23 protein-coding genes are annotated in these 26438 nt (G+C 70.5%); 9 read left to right on the top strand and 14 right to left on the bottom strand.

The genetic code is table 11. From position 1 onward, the window contains the following. From V7Z97_RS04835 to V7Z97_RS04820, 4 genes are all read left to right on the top strand, one after another. The coding region (locus V7Z97_RS04835) for an SDR family oxidoreductase (protein ID WP_334161792.1) at positions 1 to 347 on the top strand (347 nt) is incomplete at its 5' end. Positions 348 to 493: 146 nt separating this feature from the next. After that, positions 494 to 3415, top strand: a complete 2922-nt coding sequence (locus V7Z97_RS04830; protein WP_334161791.1) for an intermembrane phospholipid transport protein YdbH family protein — start codon at positions 494 to 496, stop codon at positions 3413 to 3415. 37 nt (positions 3416 to 3452) lie between these two features. Continuing rightward, positions 3453 to 3650: a YnbE family lipoprotein gene (locus V7Z97_RS04825; protein ID WP_334161789.1), complete on the top strand. Its 198-nt coding sequence runs from the start codon at positions 3453 to 3455 to the stop codon at positions 3648 to 3650. A gap of 14 nt (positions 3651 to 3664) precedes the next feature. After that, on the top strand, positions 3665 to 4027 hold the full coding sequence (locus tag V7Z97_RS04820) for a YdbL family protein (RefSeq protein ID WP_334161788.1): 363 nt from the start codon (positions 3665 to 3667) through the stop codon (positions 4025 to 4027). Positions 4028 to 4030: 3 nt separating this feature from the next. Here the strand turns inward: V7Z97_RS04820 and V7Z97_RS04815 are convergent, their stop codons facing one another. The 4 genes from V7Z97_RS04815 to V7Z97_RS04800 form a co-directional block, all read right to left on the bottom strand. After that, a complete protein-coding gene (locus V7Z97_RS04815; protein WP_334161787.1) occupies positions 4031 to 5740 on the bottom strand; it encodes an ATP-binding protein in 1710 nt (569 codons plus the stop codon). A gap of 188 nt (positions 5741 to 5928) precedes the next feature. Further along, complete coding sequence (gene aceB, locus V7Z97_RS04810; RefSeq protein ID WP_334161786.1) at positions 5929 to 7527, bottom strand: malate synthase A; 1599 nt, start codon at positions 7525 to 7527, stop codon at positions 5929 to 5931. Between the two features lie 122 nt (positions 7528 to 7649). Beyond that, positions 7650 to 7856 carry a DUF4170 domain-containing protein gene (locus V7Z97_RS04805; protein ID WP_334161784.1) on the bottom strand — a complete coding sequence of 69 codons (207 nt, stop codon included), beginning with the start codon at positions 7854 to 7856 and terminating at the stop codon, positions 7650 to 7652. A gap of 20 nt (positions 7857 to 7876) precedes the next feature. Continuing rightward, a complete protein-coding gene (locus V7Z97_RS04800; RefSeq protein ID WP_334161783.1) occupies positions 7877 to 9469 on the bottom strand; it encodes an isocitrate lyase in 1593 nt (530 codons plus the stop codon). 154 nt (positions 9470 to 9623) lie between these two features. On the opposite strand from V7Z97_RS04800, the gene V7Z97_RS04795 reads away from it, so the two are divergent. Both V7Z97_RS04795 and V7Z97_RS04790 read left to right on the top strand, forming a co-directional pair. Further along, on the top strand, positions 9624 to 11063 hold the full coding sequence (locus V7Z97_RS04795) for a helix-turn-helix domain-containing protein (RefSeq protein WP_334161781.1): 1440 nt from the start codon (positions 9624 to 9626) through the stop codon (positions 11061 to 11063). A 70-nt stretch (positions 11064 to 11133) separates the two neighbouring features. Further along, entirely contained in the window at positions 11134 to 12363 is a 1230-nt protein-coding gene (locus V7Z97_RS04790; protein WP_334161780.1) for a TetR/AcrR family transcriptional regulator, read from the top strand. 33 nt (positions 12364 to 12396) lie between these two features. Here V7Z97_RS04790 and V7Z97_RS04785 read toward each other — a convergent pair whose 3' ends face one another. The 3 genes from V7Z97_RS04785 to V7Z97_RS04775 form a co-directional block, all read right to left on the bottom strand. Beyond that, on the bottom strand, positions 12397 to 13911 hold the full coding sequence (locus tag V7Z97_RS04785; protein ID WP_334161778.1) for an MFS transporter: 1515 nt from the start codon (positions 13909 to 13911) through the stop codon (positions 12397 to 12399). 195 nt (positions 13912 to 14106) lie between these two features. After that, positions 14107 to 16635 carry a TonB-dependent receptor gene (locus V7Z97_RS04780; protein ID WP_334161776.1) on the bottom strand — a complete coding sequence of 843 codons (2529 nt, stop codon included), beginning with the start codon at positions 16633 to 16635 and terminating at the stop codon, positions 14107 to 14109. Positions 16636 to 16889: 254 nt separating this feature from the next. Beyond that, positions 16890 to 17879, bottom strand: coding sequence for an NAD(P)H-quinone oxidoreductase (locus V7Z97_RS04775; RefSeq protein WP_334161775.1), 990 nt, complete (start codon positions 17877 to 17879; stop codon positions 16890 to 16892). 89 nt (positions 17880 to 17968) lie between these two features. On the opposite strand from V7Z97_RS04775, the gene V7Z97_RS04770 reads away from it, so the two are divergent. Next, on the top strand, positions 17969 to 18175 hold the full coding sequence (locus tag V7Z97_RS04770; protein WP_325459707.1) for a DUF1192 domain-containing protein: 207 nt from the start codon (positions 17969 to 17971) through the stop codon (positions 18173 to 18175). Positions 18176 to 18274: 99 nt separating this feature from the next. Then, positions 18275 to 18784 (top strand): protease adaptor protein RcdA, encoded by a 510-nt coding sequence (rcdA, locus tag V7Z97_RS04765; RefSeq protein WP_334161774.1) that lies wholly within the window; start codon positions 18275 to 18277, stop codon positions 18782 to 18784. Positions 18785 to 18911: 127 nt separating this feature from the next. Here the strand turns inward: rcdA and rpmE are convergent, their stop codons facing one another. After that, a complete protein-coding gene (gene rpmE, locus V7Z97_RS04760; RefSeq protein ID WP_257815520.1) occupies positions 18912 to 19136 on the bottom strand; it encodes a 50S ribosomal protein L31 in 225 nt (74 codons plus the stop codon). Positions 19137 to 19256: 120 nt separating this feature from the next. Between rpmE and V7Z97_RS04755 the strand changes: the two genes are divergently transcribed. Continuing rightward, the gene (locus V7Z97_RS04755) at positions 19257 to 21110 is read left to right on the top strand and encodes an ABC transporter transmembrane domain-containing protein (protein ID WP_334161773.1); all 1854 of its coding nucleotides are present in this window, start codon (positions 19257 to 19259) and stop codon (positions 21108 to 21110) included. Here the strand turns inward: V7Z97_RS04755 and V7Z97_RS04750 are convergent. The 6 genes from V7Z97_RS04750 to V7Z97_RS04725 form a co-directional block, all read right to left on the bottom strand. Next, a complete protein-coding gene (locus tag V7Z97_RS04750; protein ID WP_442958008.1) occupies positions 21107 to 22168 on the bottom strand; it encodes a glycerophosphodiester phosphodiesterase in 1062 nt (353 codons plus the stop codon). The two genes, V7Z97_RS04755 and V7Z97_RS04750, sit on opposite strands and share 4 nt — an antisense overlap. A 16-nt stretch (positions 22169 to 22184) precedes the next feature. After that, positions 22185 to 22979 (bottom strand): inositol monophosphatase family protein, encoded by a 795-nt coding sequence (locus tag V7Z97_RS04745; protein WP_334161772.1) that lies wholly within the window; start codon positions 22977 to 22979, stop codon positions 22185 to 22187. Positions 22980 to 23055: 76 nt separating this feature from the next. After that, positions 23056 to 23706 carry a thiamine phosphate synthase gene (thiE, locus tag V7Z97_RS04740; protein ID WP_334161771.1) on the bottom strand — a complete coding sequence of 217 codons (651 nt, stop codon included), beginning with the start codon at positions 23704 to 23706 and terminating at the stop codon, positions 23056 to 23058. Positions 23707 to 23720: 14 nt separating this feature from the next. Further along, positions 23721 to 23867, bottom strand: coding sequence for a DUF2474 domain-containing protein (locus V7Z97_RS04735; RefSeq protein WP_334161770.1), 147 nt, complete (start codon positions 23865 to 23867; stop codon positions 23721 to 23723). Then, on the bottom strand, positions 23851 to 24879 hold the full coding sequence (gene cydB, locus V7Z97_RS04730; RefSeq protein WP_334161768.1) for a cytochrome d ubiquinol oxidase subunit II: 1029 nt from the start codon (positions 24877 to 24879) through the stop codon (positions 23851 to 23853). The genes V7Z97_RS04735 and cydB overlap by 17 nt, the downstream gene beginning before the upstream one ends. Next, positions 24876 to 26288: a cytochrome ubiquinol oxidase subunit I gene (locus V7Z97_RS04725; RefSeq protein WP_334161766.1), complete on the bottom strand. Its 1413-nt coding sequence runs from the start codon at positions 26286 to 26288 to the stop codon at positions 24876 to 24878. Before V7Z97_RS04725 ends, cydB begins: the two co-directional genes overlap by 4 nt. Positions 26289 to 26438: the final 150 nt, after the last annotated feature.

The raw sequence follows: 26438 nt of genomic DNA, 5'->3' as shown, positions 1-26438 counted from the left end.
ACATCGCCTCGATCGACGGCATCCGGCTCAACCCGCAGGAGACCTACTCCTACCATGCCTCCAAGGCCGGGCTGATCTACCTGACCCGGCGGATGGCGGCGCGGCTGATCCAGGACAACATCGTGATGAGCGCCATCGCGCCGGGCGCCTTCGCCTCGGACATGAACCGGGTGGCGCGCGACCTGGGCGACCAGGTGGCCAAGCGCATCCCGTCGCGCCGGATCGGCACCGACGAGGACATGCAGGGCGTGGCCATCTACCTGGCCTCCCGGGCCGGGGACTATGTGGTCGGCGAGACCATCGCGGTGGACGGCGGCGTGGCGCTGGCGAGCTTCGGCGGGCTCTGAGCGGCGCCCCGGGCGCCATGGTTTGGCTCCGATTGCGGTATCAGGGGTTGAACACCTGAGCCGAGCCGCCCTTGACCGAAGCCAAGCCCCCCGCGTCTTCCAGAGCCCCGCGCCCCACCGTCCGCTTGATCCTGGCGGTCGTCGGCGTGGCGATCCTGGTCGCGGCGCTCGCGCTCTATGCCGCGCGCCGGGTGATCGCCCGCGAGGCGCTGACCGGCTGGCTGCAGTCGAAGGGCATAGCCTCAGAGGCTGAGATCGAGGCCTTCGGCCTGACCGGCGCCACGGCGCGGCTGCGCATCGGCGACCCCGCCAACCCCGACTTCACCGCCGAGCGGGTGGAGGTGGGCTACGCCCTGCGCGGGTTCGGCGTGGAGGTGGGTTCGGTGAAGCTCACCCGGCCGGTGCTGCGGGCCAGTCTCCGCGACGGCCGGCTGAGCGCGGGCGTGCTCGACCCGCTGATCGAGGAATTCCGCCGCCGGCCGCCCCGGCCCGAGGCGACGAAGCCGCGCATCGAGGTCGACGACGGCGAGCTGCGACTGGCCACCGACTACGGCCCGGTGCGGCTGACCGCCGACGCCCTGGTCAACGACGGCAAGCTGATGTCGCTCGCCGCCGCCAGCGCGCCCGCGCGGCTGAGGGGCCGCGACTTCGAGGTGGTGACGGGTCCCGGCGTGCTGCGGCTGACGACGCGCGGCGCGCGGGCCACGGCGAGCCTGGGCGCGCCGGTCGGCGAGGCGCGGGCCGGCGGCGCGGCTCTGACCACGGGGCGGCTGCGGATCACCGCCGAGGCGCCCTATCCGGACCTGCAGAAGAAGCGCAGCGACGGGCCGGTGGTGCTCCGCGCGAGCCTGACCGGGCAGCGGATGGCGCTGGGCGAGCAGGAGCTCGAGGACGCGGAGCTGACCGCGGCCTTCACCGGCGACAGCGCGGGCTGGATCCCGGATCTGACGGTGCGGGGCCGCGCGGACGCCGAGCTGCGGGCGGGCTCGGCGGACCTGGCCGGCGGGACGGCGGGGCTGATCCGGGCGGGGCTTTCCACGCCGGACCTCGTCTGGACCCGCAAGGGCGGCGACGCGGTGGCGGCCACGGTGCGGCTGACCGGCGCGGCCCAGGCGATCGCCGTCTCCGACCTGCGCCTGCGCACCGTCTCGGCGACGCTCGAAGGCCCGGCGGCCTGGCGCAGGGGCGAGGCCGAGGCCCGGCTGGCCGGCGGGCTCGAAGGCCGCGGCGGCTGGATGGGGCTGGGCGCGCCGACGGCGGCGGACTCGGCGGAGATCGCCGCGGTGAAGCGCGGCGTGCGCAGCTTCCGGGCGGCGGCGACCGGCCTGACGGTCCGCTTCGGCAAGGCGGGGCTGCAGCTTGGTCTGACGGGACCTGCGCGCCTCAACCCCGACGCGGGCGGCGAGGCCAGGCTGGCGCCGCGCGGGGCGGGCTGGACGCTTACGGTGGCCGGCGGCGGCCTGCCGAAGGTGGACGCCGATATCCGCCGGTTCGTCCTTCTGGACGGCGGGGCGACGGCTTCGGGACGGGTGAAGGCGGCGCTGTCCATCGGACCGATCCAGGGCGGGGTGTTCGACGCCTCGGGGACGCTGCGCATGGGCGAGGGCGTGCGCTTCACCGGCGACCGCTGCGCGAGCGTGACGGCCACGCGGCTGGAGCTCGGCGAGAACGACGTGGAGGGGCTCTCGGGCCGCCTCTGCCCCGTGGCGGGCGAGCCGCTACTGACCCTGAATGGCGGCGACTGGCGGATCGCGGGCCGCGCCGAGGACGCCGCGGCCACCGTGCCCTTCCTGCAGGCCCGGGTGGCCGAGGCGGACGGGCGGATCGTGATGGGGCTCGCGCGGGGCCGCCTGCACGCCACCGCGGCGATCGCCGACGCGATGGTCGCCGACACGGGACCGGAGACCCGCTTCCATCCGCTGCGGATGACGGGACGGGCGGTGCTGGCGCGCGACGTCTGGACCGCCGACCTGGCCTTCCGCACGCCGGCCGGCCAGCCGGTAGCGACGGCGCGGCTCGGCCATCAGTCGCTGACCGGCGCCGGCGGCGTGGAGATCGACACCGGCCTGCTGGCTTTCGCGGAGGGCGGGCTGCAGCCGGAGCAACTCTCGCCGCTGGCCGCCGCGGTGGGCTCGCCGGCCGTGGGCTTGGCCCGGTTCGCCGGCCAGCTGCAGTGGGCGGGGGCCGGCTTGACCAGCGGCGGCACGCTGACCGTGCCCCGCCTGGATTTCACCAGCCCGGCCGGCCGGGTGAGCGGCCTCTCCGGCGAGGTGGTGTTCACCAGCCTCGCTCCGCTCACCGCCGCGCCCGGCCAGGAGCTGCGGGCCGAGGCGGTGGACGCGGTCCTGCCGCTGACCGGAGTGACCGCCACCTTCGGCCTGGAGGACGGCGGGCTGCTGATCTCCGGCGGCGAGGCGGCGGTGGGCGGCGGCCGCGTGACGGTCGAGAGCGTGCGCATCCCGCTAGGCCCCGACGAGCCGGCCCGCGGCGTGCTCAACTTCGAGGGCGTGCAGCTGCACGACATCGTCGAGGCCTCGCCGTTCGGCGACAGGGTCGAGTTCGACGCGCGGGTGAGCGGCCGGGTGCCGTTCGAGGCGAAGGGCCAGCAGGTGCGCATCCTCGGCGGTTCGCTGCGGGCGATCCAGCCGGGCCGCATCTCCATCCAGCGCGCCGCCCTGACCGGGGTGTCCGCCGAGGGCGCGGTCGCCACGCCGGGCGCGCCGGCGGCGGTGGCGCCGGAGCCGTCCACCGACACCTTCACGGATTTCGCCTACCAGGCGATGGAGAACCTCGCCTTCGACACCCTCGACGCGACGATCGAAAGCCGGCCCGACGGGCGGCTGGGGGTGATCTTCCACATCGTCGGGCGGCACGATCCGCCGAAGAGGCAGGAGATCCGACTGGGCCTGATGGACCTGATCCGGCGGGATTTCATGAACCGCAAGCTGCCGCTGCCCTCGGGCACCGGCGTGAACCTGACGCTGGACACGACGCTGAACCTGGACGATCTGCTGAAGGACTTCGCCGAATACCAGCGGCTGCGCAGTTCACCCCCGGTTCAGCCATGAACCCTCATCAGGAGGCCAGAGAGTTGGAGACGACCGCATGATCGCCGCGAACCGTTCGCTGGCCGCCGTCCTGGGCGCGCTCGCCCTGGCCGGCGTGGGCCTGAGCGCCTGCACTCCCACCATCCGGGTGGATGTGAAGCCGATCACCATCTACGCCAAGCTGGACGCCGACGTCCGCTTGCGGCTGGACGAGGAAGTGAAGGCCTTGATCCAGCAGAACCCGAACCTCTTCTGAGGGGTCTGAAAGACATGCAGGGACGTGAACTCATCGGGATCGGCGCGGCTGTCATGGCGGCGCTCGTCCTCCCCTCCGCCGCCGTCGCCCAGTCGGCGGCTGCGAAGGCCACCGTGGACCGCGCCAAGGCCGCCGGAATCGTCGGCGAGCAGTCGGACGGCTTCCTCGGCTTCGTGACCGACGCCGCCGATCCGGCCATCCGCCAGGCGGTGGCCGAGATCAACGCCGGCCGCGCGCAGGTCTACCGCGAGGCCGCGGCCCGGGCCGGCACGACGCCGGAGGCGGCCGGCGCGGCGGCCTATGTGCAGGTGGTGCAGGCCCGTCTCAAGCCGGGCGAATACTACCGGCCGAACGGCGGCGGCTGGGTGCGCAAGTAGGGATCACCCGGCCCGGGCCGCTAGGTCGGCCGCCGGGGCGCGGTCGAGCACCTCGCCGATCACCTGCAGCAGGCGGGCGAGCTCCAGCGGCTTGGAGACGAAGCCGTCCATGCCGCAGGCCAGGTATTCCTTCACCTGGTGCGACATGGCGTTGGCGGTGAGCGCCACGATCGGGGTAGGCGCGCGGCCCGCCTCGCGCTCGCGGGCGCGGATCTCACGGGTGGCGGCGGGCCCGTCCATGCCCGGCATCTGGACGTCCATCAGGATCACGTCCCAGGTCTCGCGGGCCCAGGCGTCCACCGCGTCGGCGCCGTTGTCCACCAGGGTCACCTCGAAGCCGAGCTGGCCCAGCATGGCCTTCAGCACCGCCTGGTTCATCTGGTGGTCCTCGGCGGCGAGGATCCGCAGCGGCCGGTCGAAAACCACCTTGGGCAGCTCCGGCTTGGCGACCGCCGCGTTCCCCGCGCGGGCCAGCGGCAGGCGCACGGTGAAGACCGAGCCCCGTCCGACGGCGCTCTCCACCTCGATGGTCCCGCCCATGAGCTCGCACAGCTCGCGGCAGATGGACAGGCCGAGGCCCGTGCCGCCGTAGCGGCGGGTGGTGGAGGCGTCGGCCTGCACGAACTTCTCGAACAGGGCGTCCAACCGTCCGGCCGGAATGCCGGGTCCGGTGTCGGCGACGGTGATGGTGATGGCCTCGCCCAGCCGGCGGATGGTGGCCTGCACCTGGCCGTGCTCGGTGAACTTCGCGGCGTTGGCCAGCAGGTTGGAGAGGATCTGGCGGATGCGCGTGGGGTCGCCCGCCCACAGGCCGCGGGCGGAGGCCTCGGTGGTGACCGCGAGGCGTACGCCCTTGGTCGCGCAGAGCGCCTGAAACGAGGCCTCCAGGTCGCGGCCCAGGGCCTCGAAATCGACCACGCCGGCTTCCAGCTCGATCTTCCCCGCCTCGATCTTGGAGAGGTCGAGGACGTCGTTGAGCAGGGCCAGCAGGGCCTCGCCGGAGCGGCGGATGATCTCCAGCCGCTCGCGCTGGTCGTCCGGCAGGTCGCCGGCGGCCATGGCCTGGGCCATGCCGAGCACCCCGTTCAGGGGAGTGCGGATCTCGTGGCTCATGTTGGCCAGGAAGGCGCTCTTGGCGGCGCTCGCCTCCTTGGCCTCGCGCAGGGCCTTCAGGCCCACCGAGCGCATGACGAAGGCCGCGATCAGCAGCAGGCCGGTGCCGGCGGCGAGGGCGAAGGTCTGGGCGGGCGACGCGCCGCGGGCCCAGGCGAAGGGGACGATGGCGAGGCAGAGGAAGGCGGTCGGCAGGGCGCTGGCGCAGAAGGCGGCGCGCGAGGCCCGGCTGACCGCCGAGGCGTTGAGCAGGGCGCCCGTGAGGATCAGGATCCCCACCATCATGGTCCAGGGCTCGCGCGACAGCAGCGCGCCGAGCGCCAGGACGTCGAACACCACATTGGCCAGGAACATCAGGGCGAGCGCCGGCGCCGCGGCGGCCTGGCCGCCGGATTCCAGCCGCCGTTCCATGCGCCCGGCCCAGAGGTATTCGGCGAACTGCACGGCGTACCAGCCGGCCAGCCAGGCGACGACCAGCGTCCAGCCGAGCAGCGGCCCGACGCCCACGGCCATGCCCAGGCCGATGGCCACGCGCAGGCCGATCTGCTGGCGCCGGGACACCACCGCCTCGACGAGATCAGGCTGGGCGACCTTCCACATCACGCCAGCCTAGGCCGACGCGATTAAGGCTCCGTTGCGGAAGTGCGGGAAGACGGCGGAACAACCGTCTGAGTTCGCGCGGAAAACCGCGTGTCGCTGGAAGGGTGCGGGTGGGGAGCGGCGACCATGCTCCCCACCCGATCCAAGGTCGTCCGCCCATCCTCCCCTCGGTGGCGGGCGGTTCGGCCTCAGAGGGCGCGATAGGCCGGCAGCGTCAGGAACTCCTCGAAGGAATCCGAGAGGCTCATGTCCGTGAAAATCTTCACGGCCTCGGCGAAGCGGCCGCCGTCGAAGGCGCCGGCGGGCAAGGTCTGGCGGAGCGCCGTCATTTCCTCGTCCAGCACCCGGCGGAACAGCTCGGGCGTCACCTCGCGGCCGTCAGCCAGCGTCGCCTTGTGGCGGATCCATTGCCAGATCTGGGCGCGGCTGATCTCGGCGGTCGCGGCGTCCTCCATCAGGTTGTAGAGCGGCACGGCGCCGCGGCCCCGGAGCCAGGCCTCGATGTACTGGACGCCGACGCGGATGTTCTCGCGCAGGCCGGCCTCGGTGCGCTGGCCCTCGTGGACGCGCAGCAGGTCCTCGCGGGTGACGGTGACGTCCTCGCGCAGCTTGCCGAGCTGGTTGGGGGTCGGCATCAGCCGGTCGAAGACCTCCATGGCCACGGCCACGAGATCAGGGTGGGCGACCCAGGTGCCGTCGTGGCCGTTGCCGGCCTCCCGCTCCTTGTCGGCCCGGACCTTGGCGAAGGCGGCCTCGTTGGCGGCGGGATCGCCCTTCACCGGGATCTGGGCGGCCATGCCGCCCATGGCGAAGGCGCCGCGGCGGTGGCAGGTCTGGATGAGCTTCAGGGAGTAGGCGTTCAGGAACGCACTTCCCATGGTCATCACCGACCGGTCGGGCGTCAGGGCCTCCGGCTGGGCCTTCAGGCGCTTGATGAACGAGAAGATGTAGTCCCAGCGGCCGCAGTTGAGCCCCGCCATGTGGTCGCGCAGCTCGTAGAGGATCTCGTCCATCTCGAAGGCGGCGGGCAGGGTCTCGATCAGCACGGTGACCTTGATCGTGCCGTTGGGGACGCCGAGCGCCTGCTGGGCATAGACGAAGACCTCGTTCCAGAGGCGCGCCTCCAGGTGGCTCTCCATCTTCGGCAGGTAGAAGTAGGGGCCCGTGCCGGCGGCGATCTGGGCCTTGGCGTTGTGGAAGAAATACAGGCCGAAGTCGAACAGCGAGCCCGACATCTCCTCGCCGTCGACGAGGGCGTGCGCCTCGGGCAGGTGCCAGCCGCGCGGGCGGACGATCAGGGTCGCGACCTGGTCCTTGAGCGCGTAGCTCTTGCCGCTTGCAGGATCCGTGAAGCCGAGCTTGCCGGCCCAGCGGTCCTTCAGGTTGACCTGGCCTTCCAGCATGTTCTGCCAGGTGGGCGAGGAGGCGTCCTCGAAGTCGGCCATGAACACCTTGGCCCCGGAATTCAGGGCGTTGATGATCATCTTGCGGTCGACCGGCCCGGTGATCTCCACGCGGCGGTCCTGCAGGTCGGCGGGGATCGGGGCGACCTTCCAGTCGCCCTCGCGGACCGCCTTGGTCTCGGCCAGGAAGTCGGGGCGGGCGCCGGCGTCGAAGCGGGTCTGACGCTCCTCGCGCAGGGCCAGAAGCTCCAGGCGGCGGTCGTTGAAGCGGCGGTGCAGCTCGGCGAGGAACGCCAGCGCCTCGGGGGTCAGCACCTCGGCGGCGCGGCCCTCGACGGGACCGTTCAGCTGGACGGCGGGGCGGGCGGCGACATCGACGGACATGGGCAGGCTCCGGAGCCGGGAAATGGGCGCGAGGGCGTCGTCAGCCTTCGCGAAAAAACAACCCCCCGCCAAGGGTCACGGAGAAAACGCGGCGGGGGGCTTCTTGAGGTCTTGGCGGACGATCAGGCCGGCAGGACGAGCTGCTCGGCGGCGATGGCGTACCTGGCGGTGGCGCAGGCGCGGGTCTCTTCCGAGACCCGCTTCCACGCCGCCTTCGCCTCGTCGCGCGTCTCGAAGGGGCCCATCACCTGAGGGGCGCCGCTCTTCAGCGTCTTGAAGGCCAGGCAGCTGTACTCGCCGCCGACAACCCAGAACCGTTCCTTGGTCATCGCAACTCTCACCAGCTTGGTCAGGCGAACTGGTTCATCGTGTTGTGGACGCCGCCGGCCTTCAGGGCCGCTTCGCCCGCGAAGTATTCCTTGTGGTCGTCGCCCACGTCCGAACCGGACATGTTCTGGTGCTTCACGCAGGGGACCCCCTTGCGGATCTCCTCGCGCTGGACGCCCAGGACGTAGCCCAGCATGCCCTGCTCGCCGAAGTACTCCTTGGCCAGGTTGTCGGTGGACAGCGCGGCCGTGTGGTAGGTCGGCAGGGTGATCAGGTGGTGGAAGATGCCGGCGCGCTTGGCGCCGTCCGCCTGGAAGCTGCGGATCTTCTGGTCGGCCTCGATGCCCAGCGGGGTCGCGTCGTACTCGGCGCTCATCAGCTTGGCCTTGTCGTAGGCGGAGACGTCCTTGCCCGCCTTCGCCCACTCCTCGAACACCTGCTCGCGGAACTTCAGCGTCCAGTTGAAGGACGGGCTGTTGTTGTAGGCGAGCTTGGCGTTCGGCATGACCTCGCGGATGCGGTCGACCATGCCGGCGATCTGCTCGACGTGCGGCTTCTCGGTCTCGATCCACAGCAGGTCGGCGCCATTCTGCAGCGACGTGATGCAGTCGAGCACACAGCGGTCCTCGCCGGTGCCGGCGCGGAACTGGAAGAGGTTGGATGGCAGGCGCTTCGGACGCAGCAGCTTGCCGTTGCGGTTCAGGACCACGTCGCCGTTCTTCATGTCGGCGGGCGCGATCTCCTCGCAGTCGAGGAAGCTGTTGTACTGGTCGCCCAGGTCGCCCGGGGTCTTGGAGACGGCGATCTGCTTGGTCAGGCCGGCGCCCAGGGAGTCGGTGCGCGCGACGATGATCCCGTTGTCGACGCCCAGCTCGAGGAAGGCGTAGCGGACCGCGCGGAGCTTCTGGATGAAGTCCTCGTGCGGGACGGTGACCTTGCCGTCCTGGTGGCCGCACTGCTTCTCATCGGAGACCTGGTTCTCGATCTGGATGGCGCAGGCGCCCGCCTCGATCATCTTCTTGGCCAGCAGGTAGGTGGCCTCCGCGTTGCCGAAGCCCGCGTCGATGTCGGCGATGATCGGGACCACGTGGGTCTCGAAGTTGTCGATCTTGTCCTGGAGCTGCTGCTCCTTGGCCGCGTCGCCGGCCTTGCGGGCGGCGTCGAGGTCGCGGAACAGGCCGCCGAGCTCACGGGCGTCGGCCTGCTTCAGGAAGGTGTAGATCTCCTCGATCAGCGCCGGGACCGAGGTCTTCTCGTGCATCGACTGGTCCGGCAGCGGGCCGAACTCGGAGCGCAGGGCCGCGATCATCCAGCCCGACAGGTAGATGTAGCGGCGCTTGGTGGAGCCGAAGTGCCGCTTCACCGCGATCATCTTCTGCTGGGCGACGAAGCCGTGCCAGCAGCCGAGCGACTGGGTGTACTTCGACGAGTCGGCGTCATAGGCCGCCATGTCCTCGCGCATGATCGAGGCGGTGTACTTGGCGATCTCCAGGCCGGTCTTGAACCGGTTCTGCAGGCGCATGCGGGCGACGGCTTCGGGATCGATCCCGTCCCACGAGCCGTTCTTGCTCTGGATGAGCTGGCCCATCTCGATGATATGGTCCTGGTAAGCCATGTGCCTCTTCCACGGATTGACTGGCGCTTTGACAAGCGTTCGAGGCCTTTAACGCTTGAAATCCAAAGGGGGGAAGCGCCGCCACCTTGGCAAAAGGCGTGTGTGTAACAGCTCGCCATTGTCATAGTTGTAAAGTTGTGACAATCACACAGGCATGGCTCTCGCCCCCACAGACCGGAAGCTGTTCCTCGGCGCGCGCATGAAGCGCCTGCGACGGGAGCTGGGGCTGACCCAGACCCGGATGGCCGAGGACCTGGGCGTCTCGCCGAGCTATCTGAACCTGCTGGAGCGCAACCAGCGGCCGGTCACGGCCCAGGTGCTGCTGCGGCTGGCCGAAGCCTACGACCTCGACCTGAAGACCCTGTCGTCGGACCCCGAGTCGGCCAGCGCCACGGGGCTCTCGGAGGTGTTCTCCGACCAGATGTTCCGCGACCTGGCCGTCGCCCGCCACGAGATCGCCGAGGTGGCGGACTCCGCGCCGGGCGTGTCGGAGGCGATCGTGCGGCTCTACCGGGCCTACCTCGACCAGCGCCGGATCGCGGACCTTGGCGGGGTCGGGAGGCCGGAGGACGGCACCCTGGTGCAGCCGGTGGTCACGCCGTCGGACTGGGTGCGCGACTACATCCAGGCCCAGAAGAACCATTTCGCCGACCTCGAGGACGCCGCCGACGCGCTCTCGGCCGAGCTGAAGTCGGAGCCGCAGGACTTCCCGCAGGCCGCCCGCGAGCGGCTGGCCCGGAACTTCGGCGTGCAGGTGCGGGTGGTGCCGGTGGATGTCCTGCCCGAGAGCGTCCGCAGGTTCGACTACCACCGGAAGCGGCTGTTCCTGTCGGAGGTGCTGACCGGGGCGGGGCGCAACTTCAGCCTGGCCTACCAGCTGGCCCTGCTGGAGCACCGCGACCTCCTGGAGACCCTGGCCGACAGGGCCGCCCCGCCGGACCGGCCGACCCGTAACCTGCTGAAGGTCAGCCTGGCCAACTACCTGGCCGCCGCGGTGCTGATGCCCTACGGCGCCTTCTACGAGGCGGCCGAACGCACGGCCTACGACATCGAGCTGGTCCGCGCCCGCTTCGGGGTGTCGTTCGAGCAGGCCTGCCACCGGCTGACGACGCTCGCGCGGCCCGGGACCCGCGGCGTGCCGTTCTTCATGGTGCGGGTGGATTCGGCGGGGAACATCTCCAAGCGGTTCGCGGGCTCGGCCTTCCCCTTCTCGCGGTTCGGCGGCGCCTGCCCCCGATGGAACATCCACTCCAGCTTCCGCACGCCGGGGCGGATCATCACCCAGATCATCGAGACGCCGGACGGCCAGCGCTACTTCACCATCGCACGCACGGTGGCGCGGGTGGCGCGGCCCTTCGCGTCGGAGGAATCGGACCTCGCCATCGGCATGGGCTGCGAGCTGAAGTACGCCGAGCGGCTGGTCTATTCGCGCGGGCTCGATCTGCGCGACCCTGTGGCCACCGGCATCGGCCCCGCCTGCCGGATCTGCGAGCGGCCGGCCTGCCCGCAACGCGCCGCCGAACCGATCAGCCGGACGCTGACCGTGGACGACTTCACCAAATCCATCACGCCCTATCCGTTCGCGTCCACCTGACTGAGAGCGGTACCCACTGGCGCGCCCGTGTTTCACGTGCGCAAAATGCCAGACCAGTTGGGGGAGACGTATGGCGCAGCGTAGCGCGGCCCGGGCGACGGACAGGTTCGAGCGTAAGCGGGAGGCGATCCTCGACGCGGCCACGGAGATCCTCAACCGCAAGGGCGTGAAGGGGCTGACGCTGGGCGTCGCCGCCGCCGCCGTGGACCTCTCCACCACCAGCGTCACCTACTACTTCAAGCGCAAGGACGACCTGGCCGCCGCCTGCATGATGCGCGGCATCGAGGCCATGCACTGGAGCATGGAGCAGGCGCTGACCGAGCCGACCCGCGAGGCGCGGCTGCACCGGCTGCTCACCCTGCACCTGGAGCGGCTGCGGCTGACGGCGGTCGGCGAGGCGCCGCCGCTGCCGGTGCTCTCGGACCTGCGCGCGCTCAACCAGCCGCGTCGGGGCGAGGTCCGCAAGGCCTACGGAAAGATGTTCCGCAAGCTCCGGGAGATCTTCGAATCCGCCGACCTCGACTGGCTCACGCGGGGCCGTCGGACGGCGCGCACGCACATGCTGCTCGAGCAGCTCCTGTGGGCCCCGGCCTGGATCGGCAAGTACGATCCGGAGGACTACGACCGCGTCCGCGACCGGATGTACGACATCCTGGCGGAGGGCATGGCGGCCGAGCGATCCGCCTGGGGCCCCGTGCCGATCCCGGTTTCGGAACTGGCCCCCCGCGACCGCCAGGAGATGAGCCGGGAGACCTTCCTGCTGGCGGCCACCCGCCTGATCAATTCGCGGGGCTACAAGGGCGCCTCGGTGGACAAGATCTCCGCCGAGCTCAACGTCACCAAGGGCAGCTTCTACCACCACAACGACGCCAAGGATGACCTCGTGGTCGCCTGCTTCGACCGCACCTTCGAGGTGATGACGCGGGTCCAGCGGCTGGCCATGGCCCTGCCGGGCGACCAGTGGACCCACCTGTCGAGCGCGGCCGCGGCGCTGGCCGAGTACCAGCTCTCCGAGCACGGGCCGCTGCTGCGGGTTTCGGCGCTCACCGCCCTTCCCGAGCCGATCCGGCGGCAGATGGTGCAGCATTCCGATCGGGTGTCGGATCGCTTCGCCTCGATGATCTCCGACGGGATCGCCGAGGGCTCGATCCGGCCGGTGGACCCGTTCATCGCCGCTCAGATGCTGAACGCCACCCTCAACGCCGGCGCCGAGCTCGGCTACTGGGTGCCGGGCGTCAGCCAGAAGGCGGCGCCGGCGGTGTTCGCCCGTCCGCTGCTGATGGGCATCTTCGGCAAGTAGGCCGTTCCGTCAGGAAAGGCCCCTCCGGCCGCGTCACGGCTTGATCGGCGCGGGCTCCCCGGGCAGGGCGGGCGGCGCCTCCGGGTCGTCGGCGATCTGCTCGGCGGCGACGGCCGCGGCCTCCCGCAGGCGGCGCAGGTTCTCCTCGTGGACCTTGCGGTTGATGTTGAAGGCCAGCAGGCAGAGGATCGCCAGCCCGTAGAGCCCGAGGATGGTCGGGATGTAGGCCAGGCCCAGGCCGCGCAGGGTCTCCGGCGCGATCTGCGAGCGCTCCGCCTTCTCCGGGAAGTCCACGAAGGCCAGCACGCCGGTGGCGATGAACACGCCCATGCCGGAGATCACCTTGCGGAACAGGTTCTGCGCCGACAGCAGCAGGCCCTCGGACCGGCGGCCGGTCTTGACCTCGGCGTCCTCGACCACGTCGGCGATGATGGAGAACAGCAGCACGCCGGTGGCGGCCGCCAGCGTCGCGTTGATGATCTCCTCGCCGTAGAGCAGGACCAGCAGTTCGGGCGTGCCATTCTCCGGCGCGAGCCCGAGGAGCCGCAGCGACACGGGCGTCACGTGGACCAGCACGGCCGTGGCGAAGACCGTGATCACGCCCCACTTCTTGCCGAGGTAACGACCGACCACCGGCGCCAGGAAGACGCCGAGGAAGCCGCCGATCACGCTGAAGGTGGCGAGGGTCGCGAGCTGCGACTGGCGCAGTTCCCAGAAGTAGAGGCCGAAATAGATCTCCAGTCCGTTGCGCGCGCCGACCGCGATGGCGATGAGCATGGCCGCGATGGTGGTGACGATGAAGGCGCGGTTGTTGAGCGTCGCGGCGACCTCCCGCAGCATGGCCGGGATGGTAATCTGGCGCGCCGGCGCCTGGTGCAGGTGGGGGATGTGCCTGGCCGTGCCCAGGGTCGAGACCAGGATGGCGGCGAAGATGATGAGGGCGCCGGTCAGTGAGTAGGCGAAGTAGCCGTCGCGGGCCAGGACCCCGCCCGTGCCGTCCGGCCTCTCCTTGAGGAACACCTGGTAGGCCAGGATCGTCATGCCGAGCCCGCCGGCCACCATGAAGAAGTGGCGCATGGAGAGGAGGACGGTGCGGTCGTCGTAGTCCTTGGCCAGCTCCGGCGCGAGCGCCTGGTGGGGCAGCTCGAAGAAGGTGTCGAAGACCCGCACCGAGATCACGCAGACCGCGAGGTAGACGGCGAGCGCCCCGTCGCTCCACCCCACCGGCGGGTTCCACAGCAGGTAGAACGAGACCGCATAGGGCAGGGCCGAGGCCAGCATGAAGGGATGGCGCCGGCCCCAGCGGGAGCGGAAGTTGTCCGACAGCTGGCCCACCAGCGGGTCCAGGACCGCGTCGACCACGAGCGCCGCCATCAGGATCGCGCCGACCGTCTCCGGCGGCAGGCCGACGACCTGGTTGTAGAAGATCACCAGGAAGGTCGAGAGGGCGCGGAGCTTGAGGTTGGTGGCGGCGGCGCCGACGGCGTAGAGCAGCTTGGTGCCGAGGCCAGGGCGCCGCCATTCCGCGGGGTGCGCGGTTGCGGTCATGGTTTCCTCCCGCCGCGATCGAGCGGCCAAATTCCCTAGATCGGCGGCTCTGGCGGCCGCCGTAATCACCGGACGGTGCGGGCGGCCGGCCGTAGCGTCAACGGATTTGATCTTTCAATCCCGACACATGGCGGCAAACGAAAAGGGGCGCGCCGCGGACGGCGCGCCCCTCCAGGAGACCGGCCTTGCGACGGCCTAGAAGCGGTACTGGACCTCCACGCCGTAGGTGCGCGGCGGGACGTAGGAGATGGTTCGGTTGATGAAGCCGGTGTTCGGGCCGGTCGTGATCCGGGTGCCGTCGGCGCCCGAGATGCCTTCCTGCTCGAAGATGTTCTTCACGTAGCCGATCACGGTGAAGCGGTCGTCGATGTCGTTCCACAGCACCCGGGCGTCGGTCTGCTGCCAGCTCTTCGCCTCGTTGTAGTAGCGGTTGAAGATCGAGTAGTAGGTGTCGTCGCGCCAGACCCAGGTGACCGAGCCGGTCAGGGACCCCGCGGCGAACTCCCGGGTGTAGTTGGTGTTGAGCGTCACCCGGTGGGGCGTGGAGGACGGCAGCTTGGCGCCCTTCAGGTCCTGGTTCAGCGCGCCCGTCGGCGGGAGCGGCGTCGGGTTGCCGGCCAGCACGACACCGTCCTGGATGCCGCGCGGGTCTTCCGGGTCCTGGAAGCAGCAGGCCTCGCGCAGTTCTGAGTTCAGGTAGGAGTAGTTGGCGAGGATCTGCAGGCCTTCGATCGGCTGCCAGATGGTCTCCAGCTCGAAGCCCACGATGCGGGCCTTGGGCATGTTGAAGAACCGGGTGACGTTCAGGTCGGTCACCGGGTCGCGGCCGGTGATCGGGATCTGGATGTCCTGGTAATCGTAGTAGAAGGCCGAGGCGTTGGCCTGCAGCTGTCCGCCGAAGGTCTTCTTCAGACCGACCTCATAGGCGTCGATCGTCTCCTCCTCGGTCGTCACGTTCGGCGCGAGGGTGGTGGTGCCGGAGTTGAAGCCGCCCGCCTTGTAGCCACGGGTGTATTTCGCATAGGCGAGCGTGTCGGGGTCCGGCTGCCAGTCGAGGCCGAGGGTGCCGGTGATGCCGCTCCAGTTGTTCTTCAGGCCGCGGTGGCGCAGGCCGGTGGTGGGATCGGTGTAGGCCGGCAGGTAGACCGACGGATCGCTGCTCGCGCCCGGGGAGGCGACGGCGGTCACGTCCACGGCGCGACCGGAGACGCGGCTGATCGGGCAGGTGGCGGTGAACAGGCAGAACAGCCGGGCGCTCTCGAACGACCGCTTGCGGTCGTAGGTGTAGCGCAGGCCGGCGGTGGTCTTCAGCGTCTCGGTGAACTGCCAGTCGATCTGGCCGAAGGCGGCGTAGGACTCGCTGACGTTCGAGGCGCTGCCGTAGGCGTAGCGACGGAGGGGGTTGGGGGCCGCCGCGACCAGCTGGGTCGCCGGGTTGGTGGAGAACAGCGTCGGGTTCTCGAACCGCGGATCGTCCGCGTGTCGGGCGTCCGAGAGCGTGTAGTTGGAGCCTTCGCGGAACTGGTAGAGGCCGACCAGCCACTGCATCGGCCCGTCATGGGTCGAGGCGAAGTTCAGCTCGTTCGAGAACCACCAGACCTCTTCCTGGTACTGGTTGTTGCGCCGCGGATAGTAGAGCGGCGACGAGGTCGCCGTGACGGGCAGGTTGAACGCCGCCTGGCGCGACGTGCCGTCGAGGTCGGTCTGCAGGCGGTAGTCGTAGTAGACGTAGCCGGCGATGTACCGGACGTCGACGTTGTCGAGGTGCAGGGTCGCGTTGAGGGCGTAGCCGGTGTTCTCGAGACTGATGTAGTTGCCGTCGTCCGTATCGAAGCAGAACTGGCACTGGGAGCCCGCCGTCGCGAGCCCCTGGCCGAACGCCGGCGAGTTGGGGGTCAGAGCCGCCTGCAGCGGCGAGGTGACGTCGCGGATGCCGTAGCTGGCAGTGGTCCGGCCGCCGGGGCCGCGGCCCAGGTTGTGCCATTCGGCGGTGTCGGCCTTCAGCCACCATTCCAGCTTGCCGTCGCCGAGGCTGCCGTCCAGCTGCCCTTCGAGCTGCCACTGGTCGCCGATCCCGCCCTCGTCCTTGCCGTTCGGATTGAGGTTGGTGAAATAGCCTTCGCCCTGGGAGCTGTAGGAGCCCGCCAGGCGGCCCCGGATGTTGCCGACCAGCGGCCCCGAGACGGCGGCTTCGGTGAACCAGTTGTCGTAGTTGGCGAGGCCGCCGCGAACTTCGGCGTAGAAGTCGTCGGTGGGACGCTTGGAGATGATGTTCAGGGCGCCGCCGATGGAGTTGCGGCCGTAGAGGGTGCCCTGGGGCCCGCGCAGGGCTTCGGTCCGTTCGATGAACAGGGTGGAGCGGGCGAAGGCCGTGACGGACGAGGTGTAGACGCCGTCGTTGTACATGGCCACGCCGCCCTCGGAGGAGCGGTTGTTGGTGAAGCGCCCGATCCCGCGCATGGCGATGCGGTCGTTGTTGGTGGCGTAGGCCAGACCCGGCGTAAAGTTCGTGAGGTCCTGCACCGAGTTGATGCCGATCGTCTCGCGGCGCTCGTCGGTGAAGGCCGAGACGGCCACGGGCACGTCCTGCAGGGATTGCTCCCGCTTTTCGGCGGTGACGACCAGTTCTTCGATCGTGTTCGAGGCCTGGGCGTAGGCGGCGTCCGCGACCAGCGCTGCGCTCACGAGCGCGCTCATCGCCAGAAGCTGGCGTTTAAAGACCATGATTTCCTCCCCCGGAGTCAGTTCTGAGTTGGCGCTATTGGCTGCGCTGCAGCGCGACGGTGCGTCGTGCGGGACGCTACGTCAACCGCTTCCGGACGTTTCTCGTACCTTCTGTTCGAATTTTTCTGACACCCCCGTCACAATGATGCCGCCGTTCGCTCCTGCGGTGAAACGCCTCCCGCCGAGGGGGACAGGTGAATTCGATCTTCGAAACTGTGGTGTGGGCCTCCGCGAATGTGTCCGGACCGACGCATCTAGTCGACCACGAGTACGACCTTGCCGACGTGGGCGCCGCCTTCCAGGTGAGCGTGCGCTTTTGAGGCATCGGTCAGCGGAAAGACGGCGTCCACCGGCGGGCCGACGCGGCCGGCCGCGATCCACGGCCAGACCACGCGCTCCACCTCCGCAGCGAGCCGCGCCTTCTCGTCGGCGTCGCGGGGGCGGAGCGTGGAGCCCGTGACCACCGCCCGCTTCTGCATCAGCCGGAAGATCGGCAGGGCCACCTCGCCGCCGCCCTGGGCGGCGATGAAGACGATCCGCCCGCCGGTCTTCAGGGCGTCGAGTTCGCGGGCGAAGTAGTCGCCGCCGACCATGTCGAGAACCACGTCCGCGCCGCCCTCGCGCCTGGCGACCTCGGCGAAGTCGTCGGCGGTGGCGTCGACGGCGACGTCGGCCCCCAGCTCCAGCGCCTTCGCCGCCTTGTCCGCGCCGCGGGCGGTGGCGATCACCTTCGCGCCGGCCGCCTTGGCCATCTGGATCGCGGTGACGCCGATGCCGGAGGTGGCGCCGTGCACCATCAGGGTCTCGCCGGCCTTCAGCGCCCCGTGCTCGAAGACGTTGGCGTAGACGGTGAAGACGGTCTCCGGCAGGCCCGCGGCCTGCACGAAGTCGAGACCTCCCGGGAGGGGCAAGGCGTGGCGGGCGTCGACCACGGCGTATTCGGCATAGCCGCCGCCGCCCAGCAGGGCGCAGACCTGGTCGCCGGCCTTCCACCGCCCGGCGCCCTCGACCACCTCGCCGGCGACCTCCAGCCCCAGGGTCTCCGGCGCGCCCGGCGGCGGCGGATAGGCGCCCAGGCGCTGGACGATGTCGGGCCGGTTCACGCCGGCTGCGCGCACCCGCACGAGGATCTGGCCGGGGCCCGGCGCAGGGCGCGGAATCCGCACCGGCTTCAGCGCCTCCGCCGGGCCCCGGCCGCCTTCGATGGCGATGGCCGTCATGGTTCCGCCGTTCGATTGTGACATGGGTGTGTCTCCGCCGATCTTGCGCGCAAGCGCCTTGCGAGGTTGGATAGCGCCCGAGCGGGGGCCGGCAAAGGAGGCTCGCGAAGCACATGGAAGAACCGGCGGAAGTTCGGATCAGCCGCGGCCAGCGGCTGCTGGAAGCGGTTCGAGAGGATCTGGACCTGTTCGGCGTCGCCGAACTCGAGGAGCGGATCGAGGTCCTGCAGTCGGAGATCGCCCGCGTCCGGGCCCAGATCGACCGCAAGCGGGCAGGCCGGGCGGCGGCCGATGCGCTCTTTTCGTCGCGGTCCGCTTGAGCCGGTTTTGCGCTAGGGATCTGGCACAGCGGTTGCACGCTGGTCACGGAGCCGCCGGGGGAGTCCAACGGCGGGAAAGCTTAGGGCGACAAGAACAAGATGAGCGACATGACCGCCCCCTGGCGTAGCGACGTGATCCAGGACTTCGCCCGCTCGGAACTGTTCGAGCGCACCTTCCAGGAAGGCATGGACCTGGTGGAGGAGACGGCCGCCTATCTCGACGGAGCCGGCCGCCAGGAATCCAAGCTCCTGTCCCGGAATGCGGCGCTGGCCTACGCCTCGGAGAGCATGCGGCTCACCACCCGGCTGATGCAGGTGGCCTCGTGGCTGCTCGTGCAGCGGGCGGTGCGGGAGGGCGACATGGCCCCGGACGCGGCCTGCGAGGACCGCTACCGGCTGGCCGCCGAGGAAGTCTGCCGCGGCGGCGAGGACGTCTCGGCCGAGGACCTGCCGGCCGGCCTCATGCTGCTGCTGGACCGCTCCGAGCGGCTCTACGAGCGGGTGCGCCACCTCGACCGGCGCATGTACGTCGACGCGGCGGACGACCAGGCCCCGCACCCGGTGCTATCGCAACTCGACCGGCTGAAGACTGCGCTCGGGGCGTTCTAGGGTCCAGCGCCAGAAGACCGGGGCCAGACCAAAACGAACGCCGCGGAGGGGACTCCGCGGCGTTCGTTGTATTCGGTGTCTGGATCCAGGGGGATCCCGGCTTTCGCCGGGATGACCCGCTGGCGGGTCACTTCCGGGTGAAGGCGCCGAACTTGGCGTTGAAGCGCGACACGCGGCCGCCGCGGTCCAGCATCTGGTGACCGCCGCCCGTCCACGCCGGGTGGGTCTTCGGGTCGATGTCCAGGTTCAGGGTCGCGCCTTCCTTCCCGTAGGTCGAACGGGTCTGGTAGGTGGTACCATCGGTCATCACCACGGTGATGAAGTGGTAGTCCGGGTGAGTGTCTTGTTTCATCGCGCGGGCGCCTGACGTAAAGGAGCGGCCAAAGTGAGAAGGCCGCCCGCGAAGGCGGCCTGCAAAAGGAAGCCGGGCGTATACCCGAAAGCCCGGCCGGATTGCAAGGTGTGAGCGCGTATGAGCGACCAGACGTCCGAGGCCCAGGCTGAGGGCCGGCCCAGCGTCGGCGCCGAACTCGCCCAGAGCCTCGCGACCGAGGGCCAGCGCCGGGGCAAGAGCCGCAATGTCCGCGCGCTCGGCCGGCTCCTTCCCTTCGCCCGCGCCCACCTGACCGACGCGCTGCTGTCGGTGGTGTTCCTGGTGTTCACCGCCTCAGCCACCCTGGCGATCTCCGGCGCCCTGCGGCTGCTGGTGGACCATCTCACGGCCGAGGACGGCCCGGCGCCGACGGCCGCCTCGGTCGCGCCGTGGTTCTGGCTGCTCAGCGGCGTGGCCGTGGCGCTCGCGGTGGGCAGCGCGCTCCGCTACTTCTTCGTCACCAAGCTTGGCGAACGGATCGTCGCCGACCTCAGGAAGGCGGTCTACGGCCACATCCTGACGCTGGATCCCGCCTTCTTCCTGCAGACGCGCACCGGCGAGGTGCTGTCCAGGCTCACCACCGACGTGCAGATCGTCGAGAGCCTGCTCGCCACCTCGATCTCGTTCGCCCTGCGCAACCTGCTGACCCTGATCGGCGCCCTGGTGCTGCTGGTGATCGTCAGCCTGCAGCTCACCGGCCTCGTGCTGCTGGTGTTCCCGGTCGTGCTGGCGCCGCTGTTCCTGTTCGGGCGGCAGGTGCGCAGGCTGACCACCAGCGCCCAGGACAAGTTCGCCGCCGCCGTGGGCTTCGCCGGCGAGAGCCTCGACGCGCTGGAGACCGTGCAGGCCTTCGGGCGGGAGCGCACGGCGGCCGAGCGCTTCGGCGCGGCGGTGGAGGACAGCTTTTCCACCTCGCTCATCCGGATGCGCGCCCGCGCCCTGATGACCGCCATGGTCATCGCTCTGGTCTTCGGCGGGATCGTGTTCGTCTTCTGGCTGGCGGTGCGCGCCGGCCTGCGCGGCGAGATGAGCTGGGGGCAGCTCTTCCAGTTCGCCTTCCTGGCGGTGATGGCGGGCAGCTCGGTCGGCGCGCTGGGCGAGGTCTGGGGCGAGGTGCAGAAGGCGGCCGGCGCCATGGAGCGGATCGCCGGCCTGCTGGACGCCCGGCCCGGGATCGCCCCGCCCGCCAAGCCCGTGCCGCTGCCCCGGCCCCGCGGCGAGCTGGCGTTCGAGGCGGTGACCTTCGCCTATCCGGGCCGGCCGGACCTGCCGGCGCTGAAGGGGTTCTCACTGCAGGTGAAGCCGGGGGAGCGGGTGGCGCTGGTGGGGCCCTCGGGCTCAGGCAAGACCACGGTCTTCCGCCTGCTGCTGCGCTTCTACGACCCGCAGTCGGGCCGGGTGGTGCTGGACGGGGTGGACCTGCGCGACGCGGATCCGGCCGAGGTCCGCGCGCGCCTGGCCCTGGTCGCCCAGGACTCGGCGCTGTTCTCGGGTTCGGCGGCGGAGAACGTGCGCTTCGGCCGGGAGGACGCGGCCCCGGACGCCATCCTCGCCGCCGTTCGCGCCGCCCAGGCGGAAAGCTTCCTGGAGGCCCTGCCGCAGGGCCTGGACACCCCCGTGGGGGAGCGCGCGCGCGGCCTTTCCGGCGGTCAGCGCCAGCGGCTGGCGATCGCCCGCGCCCTCGTGCGCGAAGCCCCGGTGCTGCTGCTCGACGAGGCCACCAGCGCGCTGGACGCCGAGAACGAGCGCCTGGTGCAGGAGGCGCTCGACAAGGCCATGGAGGGCCGCACGACCTTGGTCATCGCCCACCGCCTGGCCACCGTGCTCAAGGCCGACCGCATCGTGGTCATGGAGGAAGGCCGGGTGGTGGAGGAGGGGACCCACCACGATCTGGTGGCCCGCGGCGGCCTCTACGCGCGGCTGGCGGCCCTGCAGTTCGGCGAGGCCGCCTAGCTACACCGCGCGTGCACGCGGGCCTTGGCCGCGAGGCCCGGGAAATCCGAAAACACCCCGTCCACGCCGGCGCACTGCAGGGCGTCGAACACAGCCTCGGCGTCGCCATGTTCGAGCGGCGCGGCCCCGCGGCGCAGTCTGGCCGGCAGGAAGTAGTTCTCCGCCCGCACCGTCCAGGGGTGCACCTGCAGGCCGGCGGCGTGTGCCCGGCCGACCAGCGGCGTCGGCGCGCCCAGCCCGCCGTCCACGATCGGCACGACCAGCGGCCATTCCGGACCGAGGCCGTCGGCGAAGCCGGCGATGGCCCTGATCCCCGCCTCGCTCGTGACATCGACCGGCGCGGGCCCCTGGGCCACCAGCATCACGCGACGGGCCCGGGAGAGCGTCATGAACCGCTTCAGCGGCTCGACCTCGAAGCACTGGACGAACACGGGCGCGCTGCGGCTGTCGAGCCCGTTGGCCTTCAGGGCGTCGGCGAGGCGTTCCTCGAGCGGCAGGTCGATCCCGCGGAAGTAGGTCGGGTGCTTCATTTCGGGATAGGTGCCGATGGTCCGCTTCAGCCGGCGGCTCTCGGCCTCCGCGAGGTCGACGACCTCCTGGTAGGTGGGGATGGTCTCCTGGCCGTCGTGCGCCGCGCTGGCGGGGCGCAGTTGCGGCAAGCGCTCGCGGGCGCGCAGCGTCTTCAGCTCGGCCAGGGTGAAGTCTTCGGTGAACCAGCCCGTGACCTTCTCTCCGTCGATCAGCTTCTCGGCGCGGCGGGCGGCGAACTCGGGCCGGCGGCCCACGTCGGTCGTGCCGGAGATCTCGTTCTCGTGACGGGCGACGAGGTGGCCGTCCCGGGTGGGGACCAGGTCCGGCTCGATGAAGTCGGCGCCCTGCGCTATGGCGAGGCGATAGGCGGCCAGCGTGTGCTCCGGCCGCTCGCCGCTCGCGCCGCGGTGGGCGATGACCAGCGGCCGGCGGCCCATGCGGGCCGCGGCGGGCGTGGCGGCGAGGACGGCGGGGGCGGCGGCGGCGAAGGCGCGGCGGGTGAGGCTCATGCCCACCAGCTTAGCCATTCCTGTGACGGTTTCGCTATTTCGCCGCCTGAAGCCGCGCGAGCAGCAGCGGGTGGATGTCGAGGTTGCCGCAGCAGACCGAGCCCGCCGCCAGCACGTCGTCGTCGCCGTCCGCCGAGGTGATCTTGCCGCCGGCCTCGGTGATCATCAGCACGCCCGCGGCGATGTCCCAGGGCTTCAGGTCACGCTCCCAGTAGCCGTCGTAGCGACCGGCGGCGACCCAGGCGAGGTCGAGCGCCGCCGAGCCGAAGCGGCGGACGCCGGCCACCCGCTGGCTGACCTGGTGCAGCTCCTTGAGGAACTTCGCGTGCTGGCCGTGACCGAGGAACGGGATGCCGGTGGCCAGCACCGCCTCGTCCAGCCGGGTCCGCGCCGCCACCCGCAGGCGGTGGTCGTTGAGGTAGCAGCCCTTGCCCTTCTCGGCCCAGAAGGTCTCGTTGGTCACCGGGTTGTGGGTCAGGGCCGCGACGATCACGCCCTCGCGCTGCAGGGCGATATTGATCGCGAAGTGCGGGATGGCGTGCAGGAAGTTGGTGGTGCCGTCGAGGGGGTCGACGATCCAGGTGTGGGTCTTGTCCGTGCCGTCGATCATCCCCCGCTCCTCGGCCAGAAAGCCGTAGCCGGGGCGCGCCTTGGTGAGCGCCTCGAACAGCACCTGCTCGGCCTTGAGGTCGGCGGCGGAGACGAAGTCGGCGGGCGCCTTCTTGGCCACCTGCAGCTCGGCGAGCTCGCCGAAGTCGCGGTTGAGCCCGCGGGCCGCCTTGCGCGCGGCGTCGCTCATGACCTTCAGAAGGGCCGATTGGGAAATCACGGTGTGAAAGATCTCGGAGGCGGATAGAGGGCGCGGAACCTAGTGGCGCGGGTCCCCTAAAGCAAGGCACGCCGGACTAGGCCCGCTCGGCGAGCCCCTTGGCGATCTCGGCGTTGAGCGCCTTCACCGCCGCGGCGGGGCCGTCGCCGTGGGACCAGACCCCGGCCGAGACCGCCAGGAAGTCGGCGCCGGCGGCGGCGAGGCCGCGGGCGTTCTCCACCTTGATGCCGCCGATGGCGACGCAGGGGGTCTCCATGGTCTCCTGCCAGATGGTCAGGATCTCCGGGTCGGGATGGCCGATGGCCTCCTTGGTGGTGGTCGGGAAGAAGGCCCCGAAGGCGACGTAGTCCGCGCCGGCCTCGGCGGCCTCCATGGCCAGGTGTCGGCTGTCGTGGCAGGTCACCCCGACCATGCGGTCCTTGCCCACGATCCGGCGGGCCTCGGCGCAGGACGCGTCGTCCTGGCCCACATGGACGCCGTCGCAGCCCAGCTTCGCCGCCAGGTCCGGCCGGTCGTTGAGGATCACCGCGACGCCGCGGGCATGGGCGATGGGCATGAGCACGTCCACGGCGGCGGCCACCACCTCGTCGGGCTGGTCCTTCAGCCGGACCTGCAGGGCCGCCACGTCGCCGGCGTCCAGGGCGTGGGCCAGCACGTGGCCGAAGGCCGCCAGGTCGTCCAGCCTGGGCGGCGTGATCAGATAGAGGCGGCAGAGCGGCGGGGTCATGCGCGCCTAGAACCCTATTTCAGCAGCGCCCTCAAGCCGTAGGCGACCAGGACGGTGGCGAGCGACGCCGCGACCGCCAGGCCGAAGAACCAGGCGAGGCGTTTCCAGAGCGGCGGGAGCGGCGCGCCAGGCTCGGGCGGCGGTTCAATGATATCCGACATCGGCCGAGACCTTGCCGCGGAACACCCAGTAGACCCAGGCCGTATAGCCGAGGATGGCCGGCAGCAGGATCAGAACGCCCACCAGCATGAAGCCGAGCGCGTTGTCGGCCGAGGCCGCTTCGCGGAAGCTCATGTCGTAGGGGACGATGTTGGGGAAGAAGCTCACGGCGAGGCCGAGGTAGCCCGACAGGAAGACCACAAAGGCGCCAAGGAAGGGCCAGCCGTGGGAGCGGCGCACGAGCCCCACCGCCAGTACGGCCAGGCCGACGGCGCCCAGCAGCGGAATGGCGGACAGCGGGAGCAGCCGGCCGATGTCCAGCGCGCCGCCGTCGAACCCCCAGCGCAGGGCGATCCGCGGGTGGACGAAGAGGGTGGCGACGCTGACGGCGGCCAGCATGGCGGCGGTCGTGGCGCCCGCGGCCCAGGTCCACAGGCGGGCGCGGCCGTGCAGCTCGTCCTCGGTCTTCCAGATCAGCCAGGTCGCCCCCAGCAGGGCGTAGCCGGCCACGAGCCCCACGGCGACGAGGACGGTGTAGGGGGTCAGCCAGTCGAACCGACCCCCGGCGAACCGCCCGGCCTCATCGAGGGTGATCCCCTGGATGAAGCCGCCCAGCACGAAGCCCTGCGCGACGGTGGCGGTGATGGAGCCCACGGCGAAGGCGACGGTCCAGAACGCCTTGCCCCGCCGGCGGCCGCGGAGGCGGAATTCGAAGGCGACGCCGCGCAGGATCAGCGCCATCAGCATCATGAGGATCGGGACGTAGAGCGCCGGCATCAGGGCCGCGTAGGCGTAGGGGAAGGCGGCGAACAGGCCGCCGCCGCCCAGCACCAGCCAGGTCTCGTTGCCGTCCCAGACGGGCGCCACCGAGTCCATCATCACGTCGCGCTCCTGCGGGGAGCCCGCGAACGGGAAGAGGATGCCGACGCCGAGGTCGAAGCCGTCCAGCAGGACGTACATCAGCACCGCCACGGCGATGATGCCGGCCCAGATCAGCGGCAGGTCGAGGTTCATTGGCGGGCCTCCCGGTCCGGGGCGTCCGGGGCCGCGCCCAGGGCGTAGCCCGGGGGCCGGGGCTTCAGCGGCGGCTCGGTGTCCTCGGCCGGCGCAGGCTTCGGGCCCTCGGCGATCAGCCGCAGGATGTAGAGCGCGCCCACGGTGAAGACGATGGCATAGACCACCATGAAGGCGAGCAGCGAGGCCGAGACCTCGCCCGCGCCCACCGGGGAGACGGCGTCGCGGGTCCTGAGCACGCCGGTCACCACCCAGGGCTGGCGGCCCACCTCGGCGACGATCCAGCCGGCGATCACGGCGACGAAGCCGGTGGGCGACATGGCCACCGCGGCCTTCAGGAACAGCGGGTGCTTCTCAGGCCCGCCCCCGCGCCAGATCAGCCAGGCGCCCCACAGCCCGAGCAGGATCATGGCCACGCCCAACCCCACCATCACCCGGAACGACCAGAAGACGATGGCGACGGGCGGGCGGTCCTCCGGCGCGAAGGACTTGAGCCCCCTGATCTCAGCGTCGGAACGGCCGGCGGTTATCCAGCTGCCGATCTTCGGGATCGAGATTTCCCAGTGGTTCTTCTCCGCCGCCCGGTCGGGCCAGGCGGCGATGTGGAAGGGCTGTTCGGTGCGGGTCTCCCAGAAGGCCTCGATGGCGGCGAGCTTGGCGGGCTGCACCTCAAGCACCTCCTTGCCGGACAGGTCGCCCACCAGGAGCTGCAGCGGGGCGACGATGGCGAACATGCCGATGGCCATCTTCAGGGCGATGCAGGACTCCTTGTCCTCGCGGTTCTTCAGGAGCCGCCAGGCCGAGGCGCCGCCCACCACGAGGGCGGTGGTCAGGAAGGCGGCCAGCAGCATGTGCGCCAGCCGCTCGGGGAAGGTGTCGGTGAACACCACCTGCCAGTAGTCCGTGGCCCTGAGCGTGCCGTCGGCCAGGCGCTCGAACCCTTGCGGGTACTGCATCCAGCTGTTGGCCGAGATGATCCAGAAGGCCGAGACGATGGTGCCGAAGGCGACCAGGCTGGTGGCGGCGAAGTGGAGGCCCGGGCCGACCTTCTTCCAGCCGAACAGCATCACCCCCAGGAAGCTGGCCTCAAGGAAGAAGGCGGTGAGCACCTCGAAGGCCAGCAGCGGCCCGATCACCGGCGAGGCGACCGCGGAGAAGACGCTCCAGTTCGTGCCGAGCTGGTAGCTCATCACCACGCCGGACACGACGCCCATGCCGAAGGAGAGGGCGAAGATCTTGATCCAGAAGAGGTAGAGGGTCTTGAAGACCTCGTTCTTCGTCGTCAGCCACAGACCTTCCAGCACCGCGAGATAGCTGGCCAGCCCGATCGTGAAGCTCGGGAAGATAATGTGGAACGCGATCGTGAAGGCGAACTGCAGCCTCGACAGAAGCAGTGCGTCGAATTCCATGCCTGGCCTCGAACGTCGCACCGGGCAGGCCGGCTACGCGTCTCCCATGGCATCAATGCACGGAAGCCCGGAAGGAGGGTTGCGACAGGGCGCCGCATCCGGGGATCTACGTAATTGCGAATGACTTGCAAACGCGTTCTCATTCGGGTT

The organism is Phenylobacterium sp., from assembly GCF_036821595.1.
Classification (GTDB): domain Bacteria; phylum Pseudomonadota; class Alphaproteobacteria; order Caulobacterales; family Caulobacteraceae; genus Phenylobacterium.
Note: the sequence above shows the minus strand (reverse complement) of the source record. Positions and strands in the feature narration are given on the sequence as shown.

Bases quoted from the DNA above. Each gene is read 5' to 3' on its own strand.
- V7Z97_RS04825 (WP_334161789.1), top strand. From the start codon at position 3,453: ATGATCGCCGCGAACCGTTCGCTGGCCGCCGTCCTGGGCGCGCTCGCC.
- V7Z97_RS04820 (WP_334161788.1), top strand. From the start codon at position 3,665: ATGCAGGGACGTGAACTCATCGGGATCGGCGCGGCTGTCATGGCGGCG.
- V7Z97_RS04815 (WP_334161787.1), bottom strand. From the start codon at position 5,740: ATGTGGAAGGTCGCCCAGCCTGATCTCGTCGAGGCGGTGGTGTCCCGG.
- aceB (WP_334161786.1), bottom strand. From the start codon at position 7,527: ATGTCCGTCGATGTCGCCGCCCGCCCCGCCGTCCAGCTGAACGGTCCC.
- V7Z97_RS04805 (WP_334161784.1), bottom strand. From the start codon at position 7,856: ATGACCAAGGAACGGTTCTGGGTTGTCGGCGGCGAGTACAGCTGCCTG.
- V7Z97_RS04800 (WP_334161783.1), bottom strand. From the start codon at position 9,469: ATGGCTTACCAGGACCATATCATCGAGATGGGCCAGCTCATCCAGAGC.
- V7Z97_RS04795 (WP_334161781.1), top strand. From the start codon at position 9,624: ATGGCTCTCGCCCCCACAGACCGGAAGCTGTTCCTCGGCGCGCGCATG.
- V7Z97_RS04790 (WP_334161780.1), top strand. From the start codon at position 11,134: ATGGCGCAGCGTAGCGCGGCCCGGGCGACGGACAGGTTCGAGCGTAAG.
- V7Z97_RS04785 (WP_334161778.1), bottom strand. From the start codon at position 13,911: ATGACCGCAACCGCGCACCCCGCGGAATGGCGGCGCCCTGGCCTCGGC.
- V7Z97_RS04780 (WP_334161776.1), bottom strand. From the start codon at position 16,635: ATGGTCTTTAAACGCCAGCTTCTGGCGATGAGCGCGCTCGTGAGCGCA.
- V7Z97_RS04775 (WP_334161775.1), bottom strand. From the start codon at position 17,879: ATGTCACAATCGAACGGCGGAACCATGACGGCCATCGCCATCGAAGGC.
- V7Z97_RS04770 (WP_325459707.1), top strand. From the start codon at position 17,969: ATGGAAGAACCGGCGGAAGTTCGGATCAGCCGCGGCCAGCGGCTGCTG.
- rcdA (WP_334161774.1), top strand. From the start codon at position 18,275: ATGAGCGACATGACCGCCCCCTGGCGTAGCGACGTGATCCAGGACTTC.
- rpmE (WP_257815520.1), bottom strand. From the start codon at position 19,136: ATGAAACAAGACACTCACCCGGACTACCACTTCATCACCGTGGTGATG.
- V7Z97_RS04755 (WP_334161773.1), top strand. From the start codon at position 19,257: ATGAGCGACCAGACGTCCGAGGCCCAGGCTGAGGGCCGGCCCAGCGTC.
- V7Z97_RS04750 (WP_442958008.1), bottom strand. From the start codon at position 22,168: ATGGCTAAGCTGGTGGGCATGAGCCTCACCCGCCGCGCCTTCGCCGCC.
- thiE (WP_334161771.1), bottom strand. From the start codon at position 23,706: ATGACCCCGCCGCTCTGCCGCCTCTATCTGATCACGCCGCCCAGGCTG.
- V7Z97_RS04735 (WP_334161770.1), bottom strand. From the start codon at position 23,867: ATGTCGGATATCATTGAACCGCCGCCCGAGCCTGGCGCGCCGCTCCCG.
- cydB (WP_334161768.1), bottom strand. From the start codon at position 24,879: ATGAACCTCGACCTGCCGCTGATCTGGGCCGGCATCATCGCCGTGGCG.
- V7Z97_RS04725 (WP_334161766.1), bottom strand. From the start codon at position 26,288: ATGGAATTCGACGCACTGCTTCTGTCGAGGCTGCAGTTCGCCTTCACG.